Genomic DNA, 16322 nt, shown 5'->3' on the forward strand with positions numbered 1-16322 from the left:
GCAAGATGGATCGGGAAAGCCCTTTTCCGCATCCGGAGAACCGTCATGCTTCGATTCCTGATCCCGCTGGCCCTGCTGGCCCTGCCCGTGGCCGCCCAGGCCGAGACGCCCAACATCGAACCCGGCGAATGGGAGTACACCCATACGACCACCATCGAAGGCATGCCCCAGATGCAGGACCAGGTCGAAGTCACCCGCGAATGCGTGACGCAGGAAGACATCGAAAAGGGCGAGGACGTCATCGAGGTTCCGGAAGAATGCACCCTGGATCACGTGGACGTCCGCTCCGACGGCGCCGACTTCGCCATGACCTGCACCGATCCGCAGGGCGGCCGCGCCACCATGGAAGGCGAGATGCGCTTCATGGGGACGCGCTCCGAAGGTACCATGACCACCGACGTCGACAGCCCCATGGGCCCGATGACGATCATCATGGAGATCGAGGGCGAGCGCATCGGGGACTGCTGACCCGCGGCTCGACCCGCGGGGCCTCTCCTCGGCGAGGCCCCGCACACCGCTTGCGGGACGAACGGACTACAGCAGTCCCAGATGTTCCGTCAGCAGGTACCAGACGACATACCCCCCGTACAGGATCAGGAAGATCACGCTGAGGATGGTGATCGGCCGATAACCCTTGATCCGCACCTCGTAGGAGATGTCCTCGCCGCGTGCCCGGCGCCGGCGCACCTCCAGCCAGCGCGACACCCGCCACCAGATGAACAGCAGGATCAGGATCGCGGTCAGGAACTTCAGCATCGGGGGAATCTTCTCGCAGTGGTGCTGAACGCGACACTACCCGAGAACGCCGCGCGCCGCATCGTGGACCCGAGCCGGAGCCGGACTCCGGGGGAGCGGCCCCCGCGATCACCGCCGCTTCGCATGCCGGGTCGCCGGCGCGTTCCACGGATCCTCCGGCCACGGATGCTTCGGATAGCGCCCCTTCAGCTCGCGGCGCACCTCCGGGTAGCCGTTCGCCCAGAAGCTTTTCAGATCCTGAGTGACCTGTACCGGGCGCCCGGCCGGTGACAGCAGATGCAGCATCACCGCCACCCGGCCGCCGGCGACCGTCGGGGTGTCGGTCAGACCGAACAGCTCCTGCAGCTTGACCGCCAGCACCGGCGGGTCGCAGGTGTAGTCGACCCGGTGCGCGGAACCGGAGGGCACTTCGATGCGCGCCGGCGCCTCGCGCTCCAGTTGCTGCTGCTGCGCCCAGTCCAGGCGTGCGCGCAGGATCGCCGCCAGATCGAGGCGTTCCAGATCGCGCCGCCGCGTGATCCCGGCGAGATACGGGCCCAGCCACTGCTCCAGGTCCGCCAGCAGCGCGGCATCGTCCATATTCGGAAAGCCCGCCTCCGGCATCGCCTCGTGCAGCACGCGGATGCGCGCGCGGAGCTGGCTCGCCGCCGCGTCCCACGGCAGCCGCTCCAGCCCCTCGCGACGCAGCCGCGTGCACCACGGGGCGATGGTGTCGGCGGGATCCTCCAGCGCGATCATCTGCCGTTCGATCACCAGCGTCCCGACCCGACGGATGCGCGCATTCTCCAGGCGCGCACCGTCCTCCACCCAGTCGCAGCGGGTCTCGCGGTGGAACAGCTCCGGCGCCTCGCGTTCCAGCTCCGCCGGATCCAGCGCCACCGCGCAGCGGATGCGGGCCTCGCGTTCGGCATCGCTGCAGTCCACGGCCACCAGGAATTCCGCATGCGCGAGGCGTTCGCGCTCCGGCATCACCGCGCCGCGGCCGTTGCCCATCACGAAACGCCCGGCCGCGCCGCCACGGCGCCGGGCGATGCGCTCCGGCCAGGCCAGCGCGGCCAGCACGCCCGGGGCGGCGGGATCGTCCATCGCCCCGTCCGCCGCCGCTTCGCCGGCTTCGGCCGCACTCGCAACCCGTTCCAGTCCCTGTTCCAGACGCCGCAGGGATCGCTGCCAGGCACGTCCGCCCGCGCGCCGCGCCCGCTCCAGCCGCAACTCCAGATCCAGGGGCATCTCCGGTCCGGCCAGACCCGGCTCCTCCACCAGCACCGCCAGCTCACAGGCCAGTCGCGACCACCCGCGTTCCTGCGCACGCAGCAGCATGTGCCCCAGCCGCGGATGGGTCGGCAGGCGCAGCAGCGCGCGTCCGTGATCGGTGATGCGCCCCGCTGCGTCCACCGCACCCAGTTCCGCGAGCAGCGCCTGCGCCGAGGCCAGCCCCTGCGCCGGGGGCGGCTCCAGCCAGTCCAGCCCGGCCACCGGCTCGCCCCAGCCCGCCAGCTCCAGCGCCAGCGGCAGCAGGTCCACCTGGCGCAGTCCCGGGGTTGCATAGTCCGGCCGGGCGACCTCCTCCGCCCGCGCCCACAGGCGGATCGCGACGCCGGGTTCAGTGCGTCCGGCACGCCCGGCACGCTGTTCGGCCGCGGCCTTCGAGGCCGCCACCGTCACCAGGCGCGAAAGCCCGGTGGCCGCATCGAAGCGCGGCTCGCGGGCCAGACCCGCATCCACCACCACCCGCACGCCTTCGATGGTCAGGCTGGTCTCGGCGATGTCGGTGGCCAGCACCACCTTGCGTTCGCCCGCCGGGGCCGGCTGCACCGCGCGCGCCTGTTCCTCCGCGGAGAGACGGCCGAACAGCGGCACGACCCGCGCATAACCGGACGGCGTATCCAGGCCGGCTTCCCCGCCCGCCTGCAGCCGCCCAGCCACCTCGCGGATCTCGCGCTCCCCCGGCAGGAAGACCAGCAGGGAACCGCTCTCGGCCGCCAGCGCCTCGCGCACCGCCCCGGCCACCGCGTCCGCCAGCGACGCGTCCGGCCCCGGCGGCGCATGCCGCACATCCACCGGAAACTGCCGGCCGCGTGCCCGCAGCACCGGCACGGGGTCGGCCCCGCCCTCTGAGCCGCCGTCTGGCCCGCCCCCGGCCAGCAGGCGCGCCACCGCGTCATCATCCAGCGTGGCCGACATCACCACGATGCGCAGCTCCGGGCGCAGCAACCGGCGCACCTGCAGCGCGAAGGCCAGCGCCAGCTCCGCCTCCGGCCGGCGCAGGTGGAATTCGTCGAAGACCAGGGTATCGACCCCCTCGAGCAACGGGTCGGCCTGGATCCGGCGCAGGAAGATCCCGTCGGTGACCAGCTCCACCCGGGTCTGCGCCGACACCTGCTGCGCATCGCGCACGCGATAGCCCACCGTCTGCCCCACGGCGTCGCCGCACTGCCCGGCCATGAACGTGGCCGCCATGCGCGCGGCCAGACGCCGCGGCTGCAACACCACCACGCGCCCGGGCGACTCCCCGGAGGCCAGATGCAGCGGCACGCGCGTCGTCTTGCCCGCCCCGGGCTCGGCCACCAGTACCGCCGCCCCGTGCGAAGCCAGCGCCGCATCCAGCGGCCCCAGCAGATCCTCCAGCGCCGCCGCTTCTTCACGGGCCATCGTCGCGCTCATCGCGAACGGGCCACCCGCCAGCGGACGACGCGGAACCGGGCCGATCTGGAAAGCTTGCTCACCATGCCCTCAGTCTCGCAGATACCGCCGCACCGCGCCGCCCGCCGGGCGCATGCCTCGCAATCCGCGGCCTTTCACGGCACCATCCCCGCAGATTTCGACCATGGCCAGCCATGAGCAGCGACCCCGACAACCCCGACAGCGCCCCCAACAGCGGAAACCGACATGACCCAACACCCCGCCTGCGCATCCTGCTGGGCGAGGTAACGGCCCTCGGACCGGGCAAGGCACGCCTGCTGGAGGCCATCCGGACTGCGGGTTCGATCTCCGCTGCGGCGCGTGACATGGGCATGTCCTATCGCCGGGCCTGGAACCTGGTGGAGACCATGAACCGCAGTTTCCGCGAACCTCTGGTGGATACCGCACGTGGAGGCTCCCGGGGCGGCGGCGCGCGGGTCACGCCGCTGGGCGAGGACGTCCTCACCCGCTACCGCCGCATGGAGGAGCGCGCCGCCGAGGCCATCCGCGACGAGCTCGACGCCATGCGCCCGCTGCTGCGCGACGACAGCGAATAGCCCTCGCCCACCGACAGGCTGCCAGCATAACGAATGTGACAACAGCCATGTTTGCCACTGGGATGCCAGAAACGAACCTCGCTGATCACCATTCCCTGCGCAAAACCCCCACTCACCCTGTATCTTCTGCTTCGGTTCGGTGATATTTTTCAACCCGAAACCTTGAAGGGGTATGTCCACGGCCGCTCCGGGCCCGTAACGCCCGATCGTACTGGGGGATTCGCTGATGAACTGGCGCCGTTTCGCACACCCGGATCTGGTGGACCACCACAGCGACCGATCGTGGCCCATACCCGACATCACGGCCGGCTCCCCCGGCCGAACGGCGGCCTGGTTCCTCGGCCCGAACGCCGAAAATGCCGAGCTGCTTGAACGGCTGATCCAGCGGGCGCTGGACAGTGCGGTCGATTTCCGCCGTGATTTCTCCGATCGCTTCGGTGATCCGCCGGTCATCACCGAAGCGATCCGGCATGAACCCGCGTACAGAGAGGCCGTGACAGCGTTGGAGGAGGCTTTCGAGGAGCTGGTGCAGTTCCTGGAACGTTACTCCACCCCGTACGCGAGCCTCCGCTACCAGGGCCACATGCTGTGGGACAACACCCTGCCCGCGCTGGCCGGCTATTTTGCCGCCATGCTGCACAACCCCAACAACGTCACCATTCAGGCTTCCACGGCCACCACGCCGCTGGCCATACTGCTGGGCTGGGACCTGTGCCGCATGGTGGGTTACCCGGAACGCCAGTACGGCGATCCATGGGCTCACATCACCGCGGACGGCTCTATCGCCAATATCGAGTCCACCTGGGCTGTCCGTGAGCAACGCTACCTGCCGATTACCCTGGCCTTGCTGCTACGCGACGCCGACGCGGACTCTACCCATGCCCTCCATCCCGCGCGCGACTTCGAGGTCACCACGCTCGACGGTGACACGCGGCCGCTGCAGGAGATCCCGTCCTGGCCGCTGTTCAATCTGCCGATGGACACCACCCTGGACCTGCCCCGCCAGATCGCCGAGCAGGCCGGACTGGATTCGGCATTCCAGGTGTGGAGTCTTGCCATGCCATATACCCTGAACACCCTGGGACCGCACGGCATGTGGGAAGAGATTCGCAAGCGGGACGACCGACTGAACGCGCCACCGCTTTCACGGGCCGCCGGACCGCCAGTACTCTTCACGCCTTCCACCCGCCACTACAGCTGGCCGAAGGCCGCGGCCGTCACGGGCTTCGGCATGCAGGCCCTGCATTTCATCCGGGTCGACGCCCGTGCCCGCCAGCCCGTGGCAGGGCAGGATGGACTTGCAGCCGCCCTGGCCGAGTGCCGTGCCAACCGCCGACCCGTGGCGATGGTGGTGGCAGTGCTGGGCAGCACCGAGGAGAGCGCGGTGGATCCGCTGGAGACTATCCTCGAGGAGCGTGAATCCTGCCGACGCCAGGGCATGGACTTCAACGTGCACGCCGATGCCGCCTGGGGTGGCTACGTGGTCTCCGCCCTTCGCCGGGACTACCGATTCGTCGGCTCCGCACGCGATGCGGAGCGCGACCCCGACCTGCCGATCCCCACCGATCCAGACCCCTATATCGACGACGTCTCCGACGTGCCGATCAGCGACTACGTGGTGGCACAATACCGTAAGCTTCGGGAAGCCGACTCGATCACGGTCGATCCGCACAAGATGGGTTACGTTCAGTACCCGGCCGGCGCCCTGATCTACCGCAACGGCGAGCTGCGCCGCCTGACCACCTTCACGGGGTCATATATCGGGGGTATCGGCTCTGTCAAGCCCGGCGAGCCCACGGTTGGCATTTTCGGACTGGAAGGCTCCAAACCTGGTGCCGCCTCGACGGCCGTCTACCTGAGTCACCGCGTCATCCGCCCCACCGTGTCCGGTTACGGCCGCATCGTCCGTCGCTCCATGGCCAACGCCAAACGTATGTTCCTCAAACTCATGGCCCTCAACGTCGACAACCACGTCTACGAGTGCATCCCGCTCACCCCGCTGCCGGGCGAGCAGGAAGGTCTCGACCGTTCGAGAGACTACTACCGCTGCCGCGAGCTGGCCGGACATCTCCCGGAGGAACTCCTGAACGGGCCGGACGCCGACTACTTTCGCAATATCGGGCCCGATCTGAATATCGTCGATTACGTCTTCAACCCGCTCCGGGCGGACGGTCATCCCAACAGTGACCCCGAGCGCTTCACGAAGCTCAACGCCGGGGTCTATGACGCCTTCCACGTCGCCTTCAATCCACCGGAACCGATCCGGGACGACGGCCCGCCCCTGATGATCACCCGCACCGAGTTCGCGCGAAAAGATTACGGCGACACGTTCATGGATACCTTCGCCCATCGAATTGGTCTCGACGGCCAGCCGGAAACCCTCGACTGCCTGCGCTCGACGGTGATGGACCCCTACGTGACCACTACGGCGGAAGGCGACTTCCTGGACACCGTGGTTGCCGAACTGGATCGCAAGGTACGCGAACTCTGCTCCCGGGGTGGACCGGAAACGGGTGAGCGAAAGCCATGAACCAGGCCCGCGCAACCCCCCTGGAGACGCTGTTCGCCGCACACCCGGACGGCATGCTCCTGGTGAATACCGATGGCCGCATCCTGGAGGCCAACCACGCCGCCGCGCGCATGCTGGGGCACGACGACCCGGCCGAAATCACCGGTCAGAGCCCGGCGGCGTTCTCGCCGCCGCATCAGCCCGACGGACGCGATTCGCTGAACGCGGCGGGACACATGGTCCGGACGGCACTCGAACAGGGCTGGCACCGGTTCGAGTGGCTGCACCGCACCGCCAGCGGCGAGGACATCCCCGTGGAGGTGCTGCTGACCCGCCTGGACGATCGGGGCGACGAACCACTGGTACACGCCCAGTGGCGGGACATCTCCGCCTGGAAGCACATGGAGGCCAACCAGCGCTACCAGGCCGCTTTTCAGGAGATGGTGGCGGCCATCTCCGCCGAATTCGTCAGCACCCCGCTGGAACGGGTGGACGAGGCCATCGAAGGGGCACTGGAACGCATCGGCCATTTCTTCGATGCGGATCGTGCCTACGTCTTCCAGTTCCTGGAAGGCGAACGCCTGATGGACAACACCCACGAGTGGTGTGCCACGGGCGTGGAGCCCCAGATGCACCGGATCTCGGAGCTCCCGGTAGAGGCCCTGCCCTGGATCACCGAACGCATCCGGCGACGCGAGCCGGTGCATGTCCCCGACGTGGAGGCGCTGCCGGCAGAGGCCTCCTGTGAACAGGCCGAGTTCCGCGCCCAGTCCATTCGCTCCCTGCTGGTCCTGCCCCTCCACAGCGAGGACCGGCTGTTCGGTTTCTACGGCCTGGATCTGGTGCGCAACGCCCACCACTGGAACGACAACGAGATCGGCCTGCTGCAGGTGGTGGCCGAGATCTTCGCCAGTGCCCTGGACCGGCGCCGGACGGAACTGGCGCGCCGCAACCAGGAGCGTCTGCAGGCCATGGTGGCCGACGTCTCCGCGGAGCTGATCAACCTCCCCGAAGAGGGGGTGGACGCCGCCATCGACCGCGCCCTGGAGCGTACCGGGGCGTTCTTGGGCGCCGACCGCAGCTATATCTTCCGCTTCGACGAGTCGTTCGCCACGATGACCAACACCCACGAATGGTGCGACGAAGGCGTGACTCCCCAGCTCGAGCGTGTGCAATCGACCCCCGTGGACATCCACGCCTGGGCAACAAGCAAGATCCTGAAGGGGCGGACCATCCACCTTCCGGATATCGCCGAACTTCCCGACGACCTGCCGGAAAAGCGCGAGTTCGAGCACCAGAACATTCAGTCCCTGCTGAACCTGCCCCTGATCAGTGACCAGCGGATCTACGGTTTTCTGGGCTACGACATGGTGGCTCAAAGACACGAATGGACCGAAGAGCAGATCGGCGCGCTGAAACTGGTCGCCGAGATCATCGCTGGCACGTTCGCCCGCCGCCGCGCCGTGGAGGGCCTCCGGCAGGCGAAACAGGAGGCGGAGGAAGCCACCCGCTCCAAGAGCGAGTTCCTGGCCAACATGAGCCACGAGATCCGCACGCCGATGAACGCGGTCATCGGCATGGGGCACCTGCTGGCACGCACCGAGCTGGGGGAACAGCAGCGGGAATATCTGGAACGCCAGCAGACGGCCGCCAACGGGCTGCTCGGACTGATCGACGACATCCTCGATTTCTCGAAGATCGAGGCCAACCGCCTGCAGCTGGAGCAGGTCCCGTTCGATCTGGACACCGTCTTCAACAACCTGTCAGCCGTGGTCGGCTCGCGCGCCGAGGAGAAGGGCCTGGAGTTCCTGATCGCCTTTTCCCGGAGCGTTCCTCGTGCACTGAAGGGCGACCCCCTGCGCCTCGGGCAGATCCTCAACAATCTGGCCGGCAACGCGGTCAAGTTCACCGAAAAGGGAGAAGTGGTGGTGGAGGCTGCCCTGGTCGAGGACCACGGGGACGAGGTGGAACTGCGCTTTTCCGTGCGCGACACCGGTATCGGCCTGACCCCGGAACAGCAACAACGGCTGTTCCAGTCATTCAACCAGGCGGATGCATCCACCACCCGCCGGTTCGGCGGCACCGGCCTCGGCCTGGCCATCTCGCGCCACCTGGTGGAGATGATGGGCGGAACCATCGGGGTGCAGAGCGAACCCGGGCAAGGCACGGAATTCCATTTCACCGTGTGCCTGGCCCGCAGCGCCGAAAACGCCCTGCAATCCGTCGACCCTCACGCCCTGTATCAACGGCGGGTGCTGGTGGTGGACGACAACCCCTCCGCCCGCGAGGTGCTGCGCGCCATGCTCGGCGACTTCGGCGCCGAGGTCACCGAGGTGGCCGGCGGCCGGGAAGCCCTCGCGGAAATCGATCGCGCGGCGCGCGAGGACGAGTCACCCTACGACATCGTGCTGCTGGACTGGCGCATGCCGGAGATGGACGGCGTCCAGGTGGCACACCGCCTGCGCCAGGACCACGAACTGCCGCCCCCCCCAACGGTGATCATGGTGACCGCCTACGGTCGCGAAGAGCTGCTCACCCACATCGACCGCGACGAGCTCGACGCACTGCTGCTCAAACCCTTCACCCCCTCCCGGCTGCACGACACCCTGCTGGAGACCCTGAGCACCGGTCCCGCAGACGCGCCGGTTCCCCGAAGACACACGCCGGCACCGACCGATGCCTCGCTGGTCGGCCACGTACTGCTGGTCGAGGACAACCCCATCAACCAGCAGGTAGCCCGCGAACTGCTGCAGGGTACCGGCGTCACGGTGGAAGTCGCCAACAACGGGCAGGAGGCGCTGGATCGATTCGAGTCGGGCACCTTCGACCTCGTGCTGATGGACGTACAGATGCCCGTCATGGATGGCTATGACGCCACCCGCAATCTGCGCCGCCGGCCCGGTCTGGAGTCGCTGCCGGTGATCGCCATGACTGCGCACGCCATGTCCGGTGATCGCGAACGCTGCCTCGACGCCGGCATGAACGACTACCTTTCCAAACCGGTGCAGCCGGATACGCTGCACACCATGCTGGCGCGCTGGCTACCCGCGGCGGAGGAAACAGCAGCCACCGCGAATCCCCAGCAAGACACCGGGGACTCGGCAACAACCGGGGAAGACACCGGCGCTGCACTGCCCGCGCACCTGCCCGGGGTGGACGTCGACACCGGGCTGCAACGCCTGGGCGGCAATACCGGCCTCTACCGGCGTCTGCTGCTGGAATTCCTGCACGACAACCGGGAGGCCGACCACCGCCTGCGGGAGATGCTGGAATCGGGGGATCTTACCGGTGCGGAACGGCTCACCCACCTGATCAAGGGCACCACCGCCAACCTGGTGCTACCCGAGCTTGCCAGGACCGCCGGCGCGCTGAACGCCGCGCTGCGCGAGGGCACCCCCGACACCGCGACCGTGGAAGCGTTCGCAGACGCGCTCCGGCAGGTACTCGATGGCCTCACGACCCTGGAAGGGCGGCCCGAAGGCACCCCGCCCGACTCGGGACCGGACACCACCGCCAACTCCGACCAGGCGCGGGCCCTTCTCCGCACCCTGCGTACGCGGCTCGGCGAATTCGACCCCGAGGCCGCCGATCTGCTGCCCGCCCTGCGCAACGCCCTGGCCCCGGAGCAGCAGCCGCAGCTCGATGCCCTCGGGCAGCACCTGGACACCTTCGAGTTCGAACAGGCGCTCGAATGCCTCGACCGGATCCTCGCCGATGACACCTGAGCACAACCTCATGCCCTCCGACGAACCACCGCGCATCCTGGTGGTCGACGACGAACGCATCAACGTGCAGATGCTCCACGAGATGCTGCGCAACGAATACCGGGTCAGCGTCGCCCTCGACGGTGAACAGGCACTCCAGCGCGCTCGAACCGTGCAGCCCTCCCTGATCCTCCTGGACGTCCAGATGGAAGGCATGGATGGTTACGAAGTCTGCCGGCGGCTGCAGGCGGACGAAGCCACACGCGGCATCCCGGTAATCTTCGTCACCGCCATGGACAGCGAGGAAGACGAACGTCGGGGCCTCGACCTGGGCGCCATGGATTACATCACCAAGCCGTTCCGGCCCTCCATCGTCCAGGCGCGCATCCGCAACCACCTGGAACTCAAGCGCCAGCGCGACCTGCTCAACCGCCTCTCCAGCATCGACGGCCTCACCGGCCTGGCCAACCGACGTCACTTCGAACACACCCTGGAACGCGAATGGAAGAATGCCGCCCGCAGCGAAACGTCGCTGGGACTCCTGCTGCTCGATATCGATCACTTCAAACACTACAATGATCACTATGGCCACCAGGCCGGCGACGAAACCCTGATCGCCGTCGCTGGCACGGTCGCGGATTCGACCCGGCGCCCCACCGACCTGGCCGCCCGCTACGGCGGCGAGGAATTCGTCTGCGTCCTGCCAAACACCGATCTGGACGGGGCCCGCACCACGGGCGAGACGATTCGCGCGGCGGTACACGAACTCGCCATCCCCAGCGAGGCCGCCCCCGCAGGTCGGGTTACGGTGAGCGTGGGCGCCACCGCCCTGCAGCCCGGCCCGGAAGAAACCGGCGCCGCGATGCTGGTGCACACGGCCGACCAGCTGCTCTACCGTGCCAAGGAAGCCGGCCGCGACCGGGTAGTAGCCGAGGCGCTCACAACGCCATAACCCCCCACGGCAGCATTCCCATCCAGGCGTTCGCCCGCCATCGCCCTGCCTGAAGTCACGGAACAAACCCTACAGCGGCGAGGAGTCAGGTCATGCTGGATTGGTTCAGGACAAAATTGCTGACCGGCGCTCACCACCAATCGCCGGCCGTGATCCGCCAGGTGCTGATCACCAACCTGACTGCCACAATGTCACTCGTTCTGACAACGTTGTACCTGCTGTTTTACCTCACGCACGATGCCGTCTATTTCCTTCCGCTGATTCTGGCGAATCTCTTCTTCGCCGGGGGGTACCCGGTAGCAATCCTGCCCTGAATTCACAGAATAACTGCAACGCCTGAACCCGGGAGTTACTGTCGAAAGTGGTGTACGGGGGGGGATTGAGGAAGGCGCCAACGGGCGCCGAATCGCCATCGGTGAAGGGTGCGGTGTCCACGGCGGGGTGTTGCGCGGGTTGATCGCGTCCACTCGGTGGCTTGATACTGCGAAGGAGGCAATTGGAATTCCTATCCTCCGGCGAATCGTACCGAGCCCCCGCCTGCGTGGCGAACCGATCGTTGTCCCGGCCGTGGCGGCGCTCGGCGCAGGAACGCCACAGTGCTGCCGACTGCGACGAACGTGCTCGAGGTGCAGTGGCCCGCGGTCCGGGCGGACCTGGCAGGATCACGGCCGGAGAGGTCCACGACCGAGGGAGTGACCATGACCACTGGCTACGTCTGGCACGAGCTGTTCGGCTGGCACGACACCGGCACCAACGTCGGGATCCTGCCGAGCGACCCGGCGGCGGGCCTGCAGCCGCTGCAGCACTTCGAGAACGCGGAGACGAAGGTGCGCATGCACTCGCTGCTCGGCGCCAGCGGGCTGCAGGCGCACCTCGAGCCGCTCGCGCCGCGCCATGCCACCGAGGAGGAGCTGCGCCGGGTCCACACCGCCGAGCACATCGCGCGGATCCGCGAGGAGAGCACCTGGCCCAAGGGCGGTGACGCCGGCGACGGCTTCAGCCCCTTCGGCCACGGCGGCTTCGAGGTGGCCTCGCTGGCCGCCGGCGGTGCCATCGTCGCGGCCGAGGCGGTCGTCGCCGGCGACGTGCGCAACGCCTACGCGTTGATCCGCCCGCCCGGCCACCATGCGACCCCGGAGACCGGCATGGGTTTCTGCGTCTTCTCCAACCTTGCGATCGCCGCCCGACATCTGTTGGCCACCACCGAGGTGGAGCGGATCGCCGTGGTCGACTATGACGTCCACCACGGCAACGGCACGCAAGCCGCGTTCGTCAACGACCCGAACGTGCTGACCGTCTCGGTCCATCAGGACAACGTGTTCCCACCGGACTCCGGCAAGCTCGACGAGCGCGGTGAGGGGCGAGCCCACGGAACGGCGCTGAACGTGCCCTTGCCGGCTGGTTCCGGCGTCGGGGCCTATGAAGCGACCTTCGAGCAGGTGGTGCTGCCGGCGGTGCGATCGTTCTCGCCGGACGTGCTGCTGGTCGCCTCCGGCTTCGACGCCTCGGCGGCGGATCCGCTGGCGCGCCAGATGATGACCGCCGCCGGCTACCGCCGGATCACCAGCATGCTGACAGAGGTCGCCGACGAGGTCTGCGACGGCAGGATCGCGATGACCCACGAAGGTGGCTACAGCGCGGCGTACGTGCCGTTCTGCGGGCTGGCCGTGCTCGAGACGCTCACCGGGGTGTCGACCGGGATCGAGGATCCGTTCGACCCGATCTTCAGCGGGTTCGCCGGTCAGGACCTCCAGGCACATCAGCAGGAGCTGATCAGCGCGGCTGCGAAGCTGGCCTCGGAGCTCGCCACCGGCTGACCCCAGCGGCCGGACCGGGGGCGGGCCGCGGTCGGCTACCCGCCCGGGCACGACCCCGGCGGTCGTAGCACCGCAGTTCAGCCGCGCGGGTCGTGCACGGTGCCGAGGAACAGGATGGCGCCGGTCTCGCGGTCGGAGACGGTGAAGGCGAACGGCCGGTCGATGCGCAGCGCCGGTGGTTCGGACTCGACCATCACCCCGCCGGTCGCCGCGGTCGCCTCGGTCCCTGCGAAGCCGTCGAGGTCGTGCGACTCGTCGGGCAGCACGATCTCCGTGCCGAACCGCTCGTCCTCGCCGTAGGGCAGCCGCATTATCTGATGGTCGTCCCGCTGCGAGAGCTCGACCTCGAGCTCGTCGTCGTCGCGGTGCATGGTCGCTACCTCGACGGTGTCGCCGTCAGCCAGGGTGAACGGCGCGTCGCGGGTGTCGTCAGGATCGAACTGCTCGGTCCACTCGCCCAGGAAGTACACGGCGTTGAGGGGCACCAGCACGACGTTGGGGTCGGGCAGGCCGTAAGCGTCCGGGCAACCCAGGGACTGCGGCTTACAAGTTCGGAGTCGGGATTTTGAGATCGTCCGGGGTGAGGCGTACTGGAACCAAACCACCGGACGGTCGGGCGGCCCGCCGCGGTAGACCCACATGTAGGACTTCGTGGTGTTGGCCCGTCCGGGCTCGTCGAGGACCTGCACCGGGGGCTCGTCGACCTGCAGCACCGGGCCCCGGGTCAGATGCCGCTTCAGGGCCGCCATCACCGGGGCCAGCGGGGTCACCAGTTGCACCAGCCAGCCCGACAGGGTCTGGCGGGAGAGCTCGATGTCCCTCGCGGGCGAAGATCTTCTCGTGGCGGTACAGCGGCAGACCATCAACGAACTTGCCGGTGACCACCCCAGCCAGCAGGGAGCTGTGGCCGATCGCCCTGGGCAGCAGCTGCGCCGGGCGCGGCGCGATGCGCAACCCCTTCTCGGCCTCCGGCCCCTGGCATCGATCGGGGCGTACTTGGCGCGCCGGGTCCGGATCACATAGTACTGTCTGGGCAGTACCCCGAGCTGCTCGGACTCGTCGAACAGGGCCAATTGCTCCTTCGCGATCCCCTCCGCCTAGGGCCCGAAGCGCTGATGCCGGAGCAGCTCCCGCACCGACAGTTCCACCGGCCCCGGCTTGGTTCCCTCCGGCCACCAGAAGCGCTGCTTCTCCAGACGCCGATACCACAGCCAGAAACCATTGCGATACCAGACCAGGACCTTGATCTTGTCCCGCGCCCGGTTGCAGAACACCAACAGGTGCGAGGAGAACAGATCCGCCTGCAGCGTGTCCTCGACCCGGGCCGCCAGACCATCGATCTGACAGCGCATGTCTGTGGGACCCCGGGCCGGGTACACCCGGGTATAGGCGTCCAGCGCGATCATGCAGACGCCCGCAGGACGCCGAGAACCCGCTTCAGGGTCTCGGTCGGACAGGCCACCCCGATCTCGAGGTGCACCCCGCCGGCCAGCACCAGGGTCAGGTCCGCACCGCCCGCCGTCGGCGAATCGCCCACCAGCGTCACCGGCACGAACTCGGCCGCCGCGCTCCCTTCCACCCGCGGCGGAACGACGAAAGAATGGATTTCGCCGGACGCTTACGGAATCAAGTGATAGTCGGCCCGTCACATTGCTGCACGTCCGGGCGCCAGGAAAACACTTGATCGATGTGATGCCCGTGCGGGAACAACGCGCTCTCGGGTGAGCCGCAAGGGCGGGAAGCTGGAGTCCGTGCCACTACTGCGCCATGACGGCGAACAGGCCACGGATGCGAGAGCGTGCTCGCACGCGAACACCCCGACGCCCTCAATCCGCCTCCCCGGCCCCCTGCCACCCGCGAAACCCCTCGCGCACCGACAGGCTGCGGGCATACCCCAGATCCCGCAGCAGCTGCGCGGCCCGCAGACTGCGCCGCCCGCTGTTGCACAGGCACAGCAGGATCTGATCCTGGCGCACATGGTGCTGGTTGATCAGCGACAGGAAGTGCTGGAAGTCCCGCTCGTCCGGCTCGTCCGCATCCAGCAGCTCCTGTTCTTCTTCCGACAGATGCTTGCCCAGCAGCTGCTTCAACCGGAACAGCGGCACCGACACCGCACCATCCACCGCGCCTTCCAGCTCCAGCTCGAACGGCTGGCGGATGTCCAGCAGCACCGCCAGCCCGATATCCACCAGCTCGCGCGACGCATCCACGCTGATCTCCAGCTGCGGCTCGTCCATCGGTTCGTTCCTTTCGTTACTCATGCGCACTCCTTCAAAAAGGCGCTGAATCGAGGCATCCCGGATCCGGAATGCACGGCCGGCCGGCGGTCCCCCGGCCCCTGCGGCCACCGGGCCCGACCGCCCGATGCTTGACCGGGTTAATCGAGCCCGTTATGTTTCATTAAACATAACGCGAATGCAAAAATCCCTGCCGACCTGTCACCCGGATCCTCCAGCCATGGCCCGATCCGCTGTGAAAGGTACGAATACCCTCGTACGGGGATGAACGAACCGACAAGGCGTTCCCCCGACGCATTCAGTCCGAAGAAAAGGACGACCGATGATGCACCTGCGCACCCTGCTCCTGACCCTGTTCCTGTTGCTGCCCGGCCTGGTGGCCGCCAACGACCCGCTGACCATCGCCGCCGCCTCCGACCTGCGCTTCGCGCTGGACGACGTCATCGAGGAATACGAACGCGAACACCCGGACGACGCGGTCCGCGTGACCTACGGTTCCTCCGGGCGCATGACCACGCAGATCATGAACGGTGCGCCCTACGACGTCTTCTTCTCCGCCGACATCGCCTACCCGCAGAAGCTGCACGCCGAAGGCCACGCCGTGACCGAACCGGAGGTCTACGCCATCGGCCGCATCGTGCTATGGAGCAACCGCATGGATGCCTCCACGATGACGCTGGAAGACCTGACGCGCGACGATATCCGCCGCGTCGCCATCGCCTCGCCCACCCACGCGCCCTACGGCGTGCGCGCGATGGAAGCGCTCCAGTCCGTGGGCATCTGGGACGACCTGCAGTCCAAGATCGTCAACGGCGACAACATCGCCCAGACCGCACGCATGATCCAGGCCGGCGGTGCCGAGATCGGCATCATCGCGCTGTCGCTGGCCGAGTTCCCCGATCTCGCCGAACACCCGCACCACCTGATCGACGACGCCCTGCACGAACCGCTGACCCAGGGCTTCATCATCACCCGGCGCGGCGAACACAACGAGACCGCGCACCGCTTCGCCGACTACATGAACGGGGATACCGCCCGCGACATCATGCGCCGCTACGGCTTCATGATGCCCGGCGAAGAGCTGCCCGACGCCGCCGCCCGGTAACCC

Annotated in this window: 14 protein-coding genes; 8 read left to right on the forward strand and 6 right to left on the reverse strand. The window is 67.9% G+C overall.

The features are described 5' to 3' along the window. Positions 1-45: 45 nt before the first annotated feature. A complete protein-coding gene (locus D577_RS0105105; RefSeq protein ID WP_018946474.1) occupies positions 46-468 on the forward strand; it encodes a DUF3617 family protein in 423 nt (140 codons plus the stop codon). A 66-nt stretch (positions 469-534) separates the two neighbouring features. Here the strand turns inward: D577_RS0105105 and D577_RS0105110 are convergent, their stop codons facing one another. Further along, on the reverse strand, positions 535-756 hold the full coding sequence (locus D577_RS0105110) for a hypothetical protein (RefSeq protein WP_018870091.1): 222 nt from the start codon (positions 754-756) through the stop codon (positions 535-537). A gap of 108 nt (positions 757-864) precedes the next feature. Beyond that, complete coding sequence (hrpB, locus tag D577_RS0105115; RefSeq protein ID WP_018946475.1) at positions 865-3408, reverse strand: ATP-dependent helicase HrpB; 2544 nt, start codon at positions 3406-3408, stop codon at positions 865-867. Positions 3409-3593: 185 nt separating this feature from the next. Here hrpB and D577_RS0105120 point away from each other — a divergent pair, with 185 nt between their 5' ends. From D577_RS0105120 to D577_RS0105145, 6 genes are all read left to right on the forward strand, one after another. Further along, positions 3594-3995 carry a winged helix-turn-helix domain-containing protein gene (locus tag D577_RS0105120; protein WP_018946476.1) on the forward strand — a complete coding sequence of 134 codons (402 nt, stop codon included), beginning with the start codon at positions 3594-3596 and terminating at the stop codon, positions 3993-3995. Between the two features lie 226 nt (positions 3996-4221). Further along, a complete protein-coding gene (locus D577_RS13575) occupies positions 4222-6525 on the forward strand; it encodes a pyridoxal-dependent decarboxylase (RefSeq protein ID WP_018946477.1) in 2304 nt (767 codons plus the stop codon). Then, entirely contained in the window at positions 6522-10229 is a 3708-nt protein-coding gene (locus D577_RS13800; RefSeq protein WP_018946478.1) for a response regulator, read from the forward strand. The genes D577_RS13575 and D577_RS13800 overlap by 4 nt, the downstream gene beginning before the upstream one ends. 10 nt (positions 10230-10239) lie before the next feature. After that, the gene (locus D577_RS0105135; protein WP_018946479.1) at positions 10240-11160 is read left to right on the forward strand and encodes a diguanylate cyclase; all 921 of its coding nucleotides are present in this window, start codon (positions 10240-10242) and stop codon (positions 11158-11160) included. A gap of 92 nt (positions 11161-11252) precedes the next feature. Further along, positions 11253-11474 carry a hypothetical protein gene (locus tag D577_RS0105140; RefSeq protein ID WP_018946480.1) on the forward strand — a complete coding sequence of 74 codons (222 nt, stop codon included), beginning with the start codon at positions 11253-11255 and terminating at the stop codon, positions 11472-11474. A gap of 384 nt (positions 11475-11858) precedes the next feature. After that, positions 11859-12977, forward strand: coding sequence for a class II histone deacetylase (locus tag D577_RS0105145; RefSeq protein ID WP_018946481.1), 1119 nt, complete (start codon positions 11859-11861; stop codon positions 12975-12977). A gap of 77 nt (positions 12978-13054) precedes the next feature. Here D577_RS0105145 and D577_RS0105150 read toward each other — a convergent pair whose 3' ends face one another. The 4 genes from D577_RS0105150 to D577_RS0105170 all read right to left on the reverse strand — a co-directional run bounded on the left by D577_RS0105150 (position 13055) and on the right by D577_RS0105170 (position 15238). Continuing rightward, positions 13055-13840: a serpin family protein gene (locus D577_RS0105150; protein WP_155985559.1), complete on the reverse strand. Its 786-nt coding sequence runs from the start codon at positions 13838-13840 to the stop codon at positions 13055-13057. Between the two features lie 234 nt (positions 13841-14074). Next, positions 14075-14383 (reverse strand): IS66 family insertion sequence element accessory protein TnpB, encoded by a 309-nt coding sequence (gene tnpB / locus D577_RS13585; protein WP_018946483.1) that lies wholly within the window; start codon positions 14381-14383, stop codon positions 14075-14077. Then, positions 14380-14556, reverse strand: a complete 177-nt coding sequence (locus tag D577_RS14220; protein WP_018946484.1) for a hypothetical protein — start codon at positions 14554-14556, stop codon at positions 14380-14382. The genes tnpB and D577_RS14220 overlap by 4 nt, the downstream gene beginning before the upstream one ends. Before the next feature lie 247 nt (positions 14557-14803). Beyond that, positions 14804-15238 (reverse strand): rhodanese-like domain-containing protein, encoded by a 435-nt coding sequence (locus D577_RS0105170; RefSeq protein WP_024328523.1) that lies wholly within the window; start codon positions 15236-15238, stop codon positions 14804-14806. A 301-nt stretch (positions 15239-15539) separates the two neighbouring features. On the opposite strand from D577_RS0105170, the gene modA reads away from it, so the two are divergent. After that, positions 15540-16319 (forward strand): molybdate ABC transporter substrate-binding protein, encoded by a 780-nt coding sequence (modA, locus tag D577_RS0105175; RefSeq protein ID WP_026288917.1) that lies wholly within the window; start codon positions 15540-15542, stop codon positions 16317-16319. Positions 16320-16322 lie beyond the last annotated feature (3 nt).

Source organism: Thioalkalivibrio sp. AKL17, from assembly GCF_000377885.1.
Lineage (GTDB): Bacteria > Pseudomonadota > Gammaproteobacteria > Ectothiorhodospirales > Ectothiorhodospiraceae > Thioalkalivibrio > Thioalkalivibrio halophilus.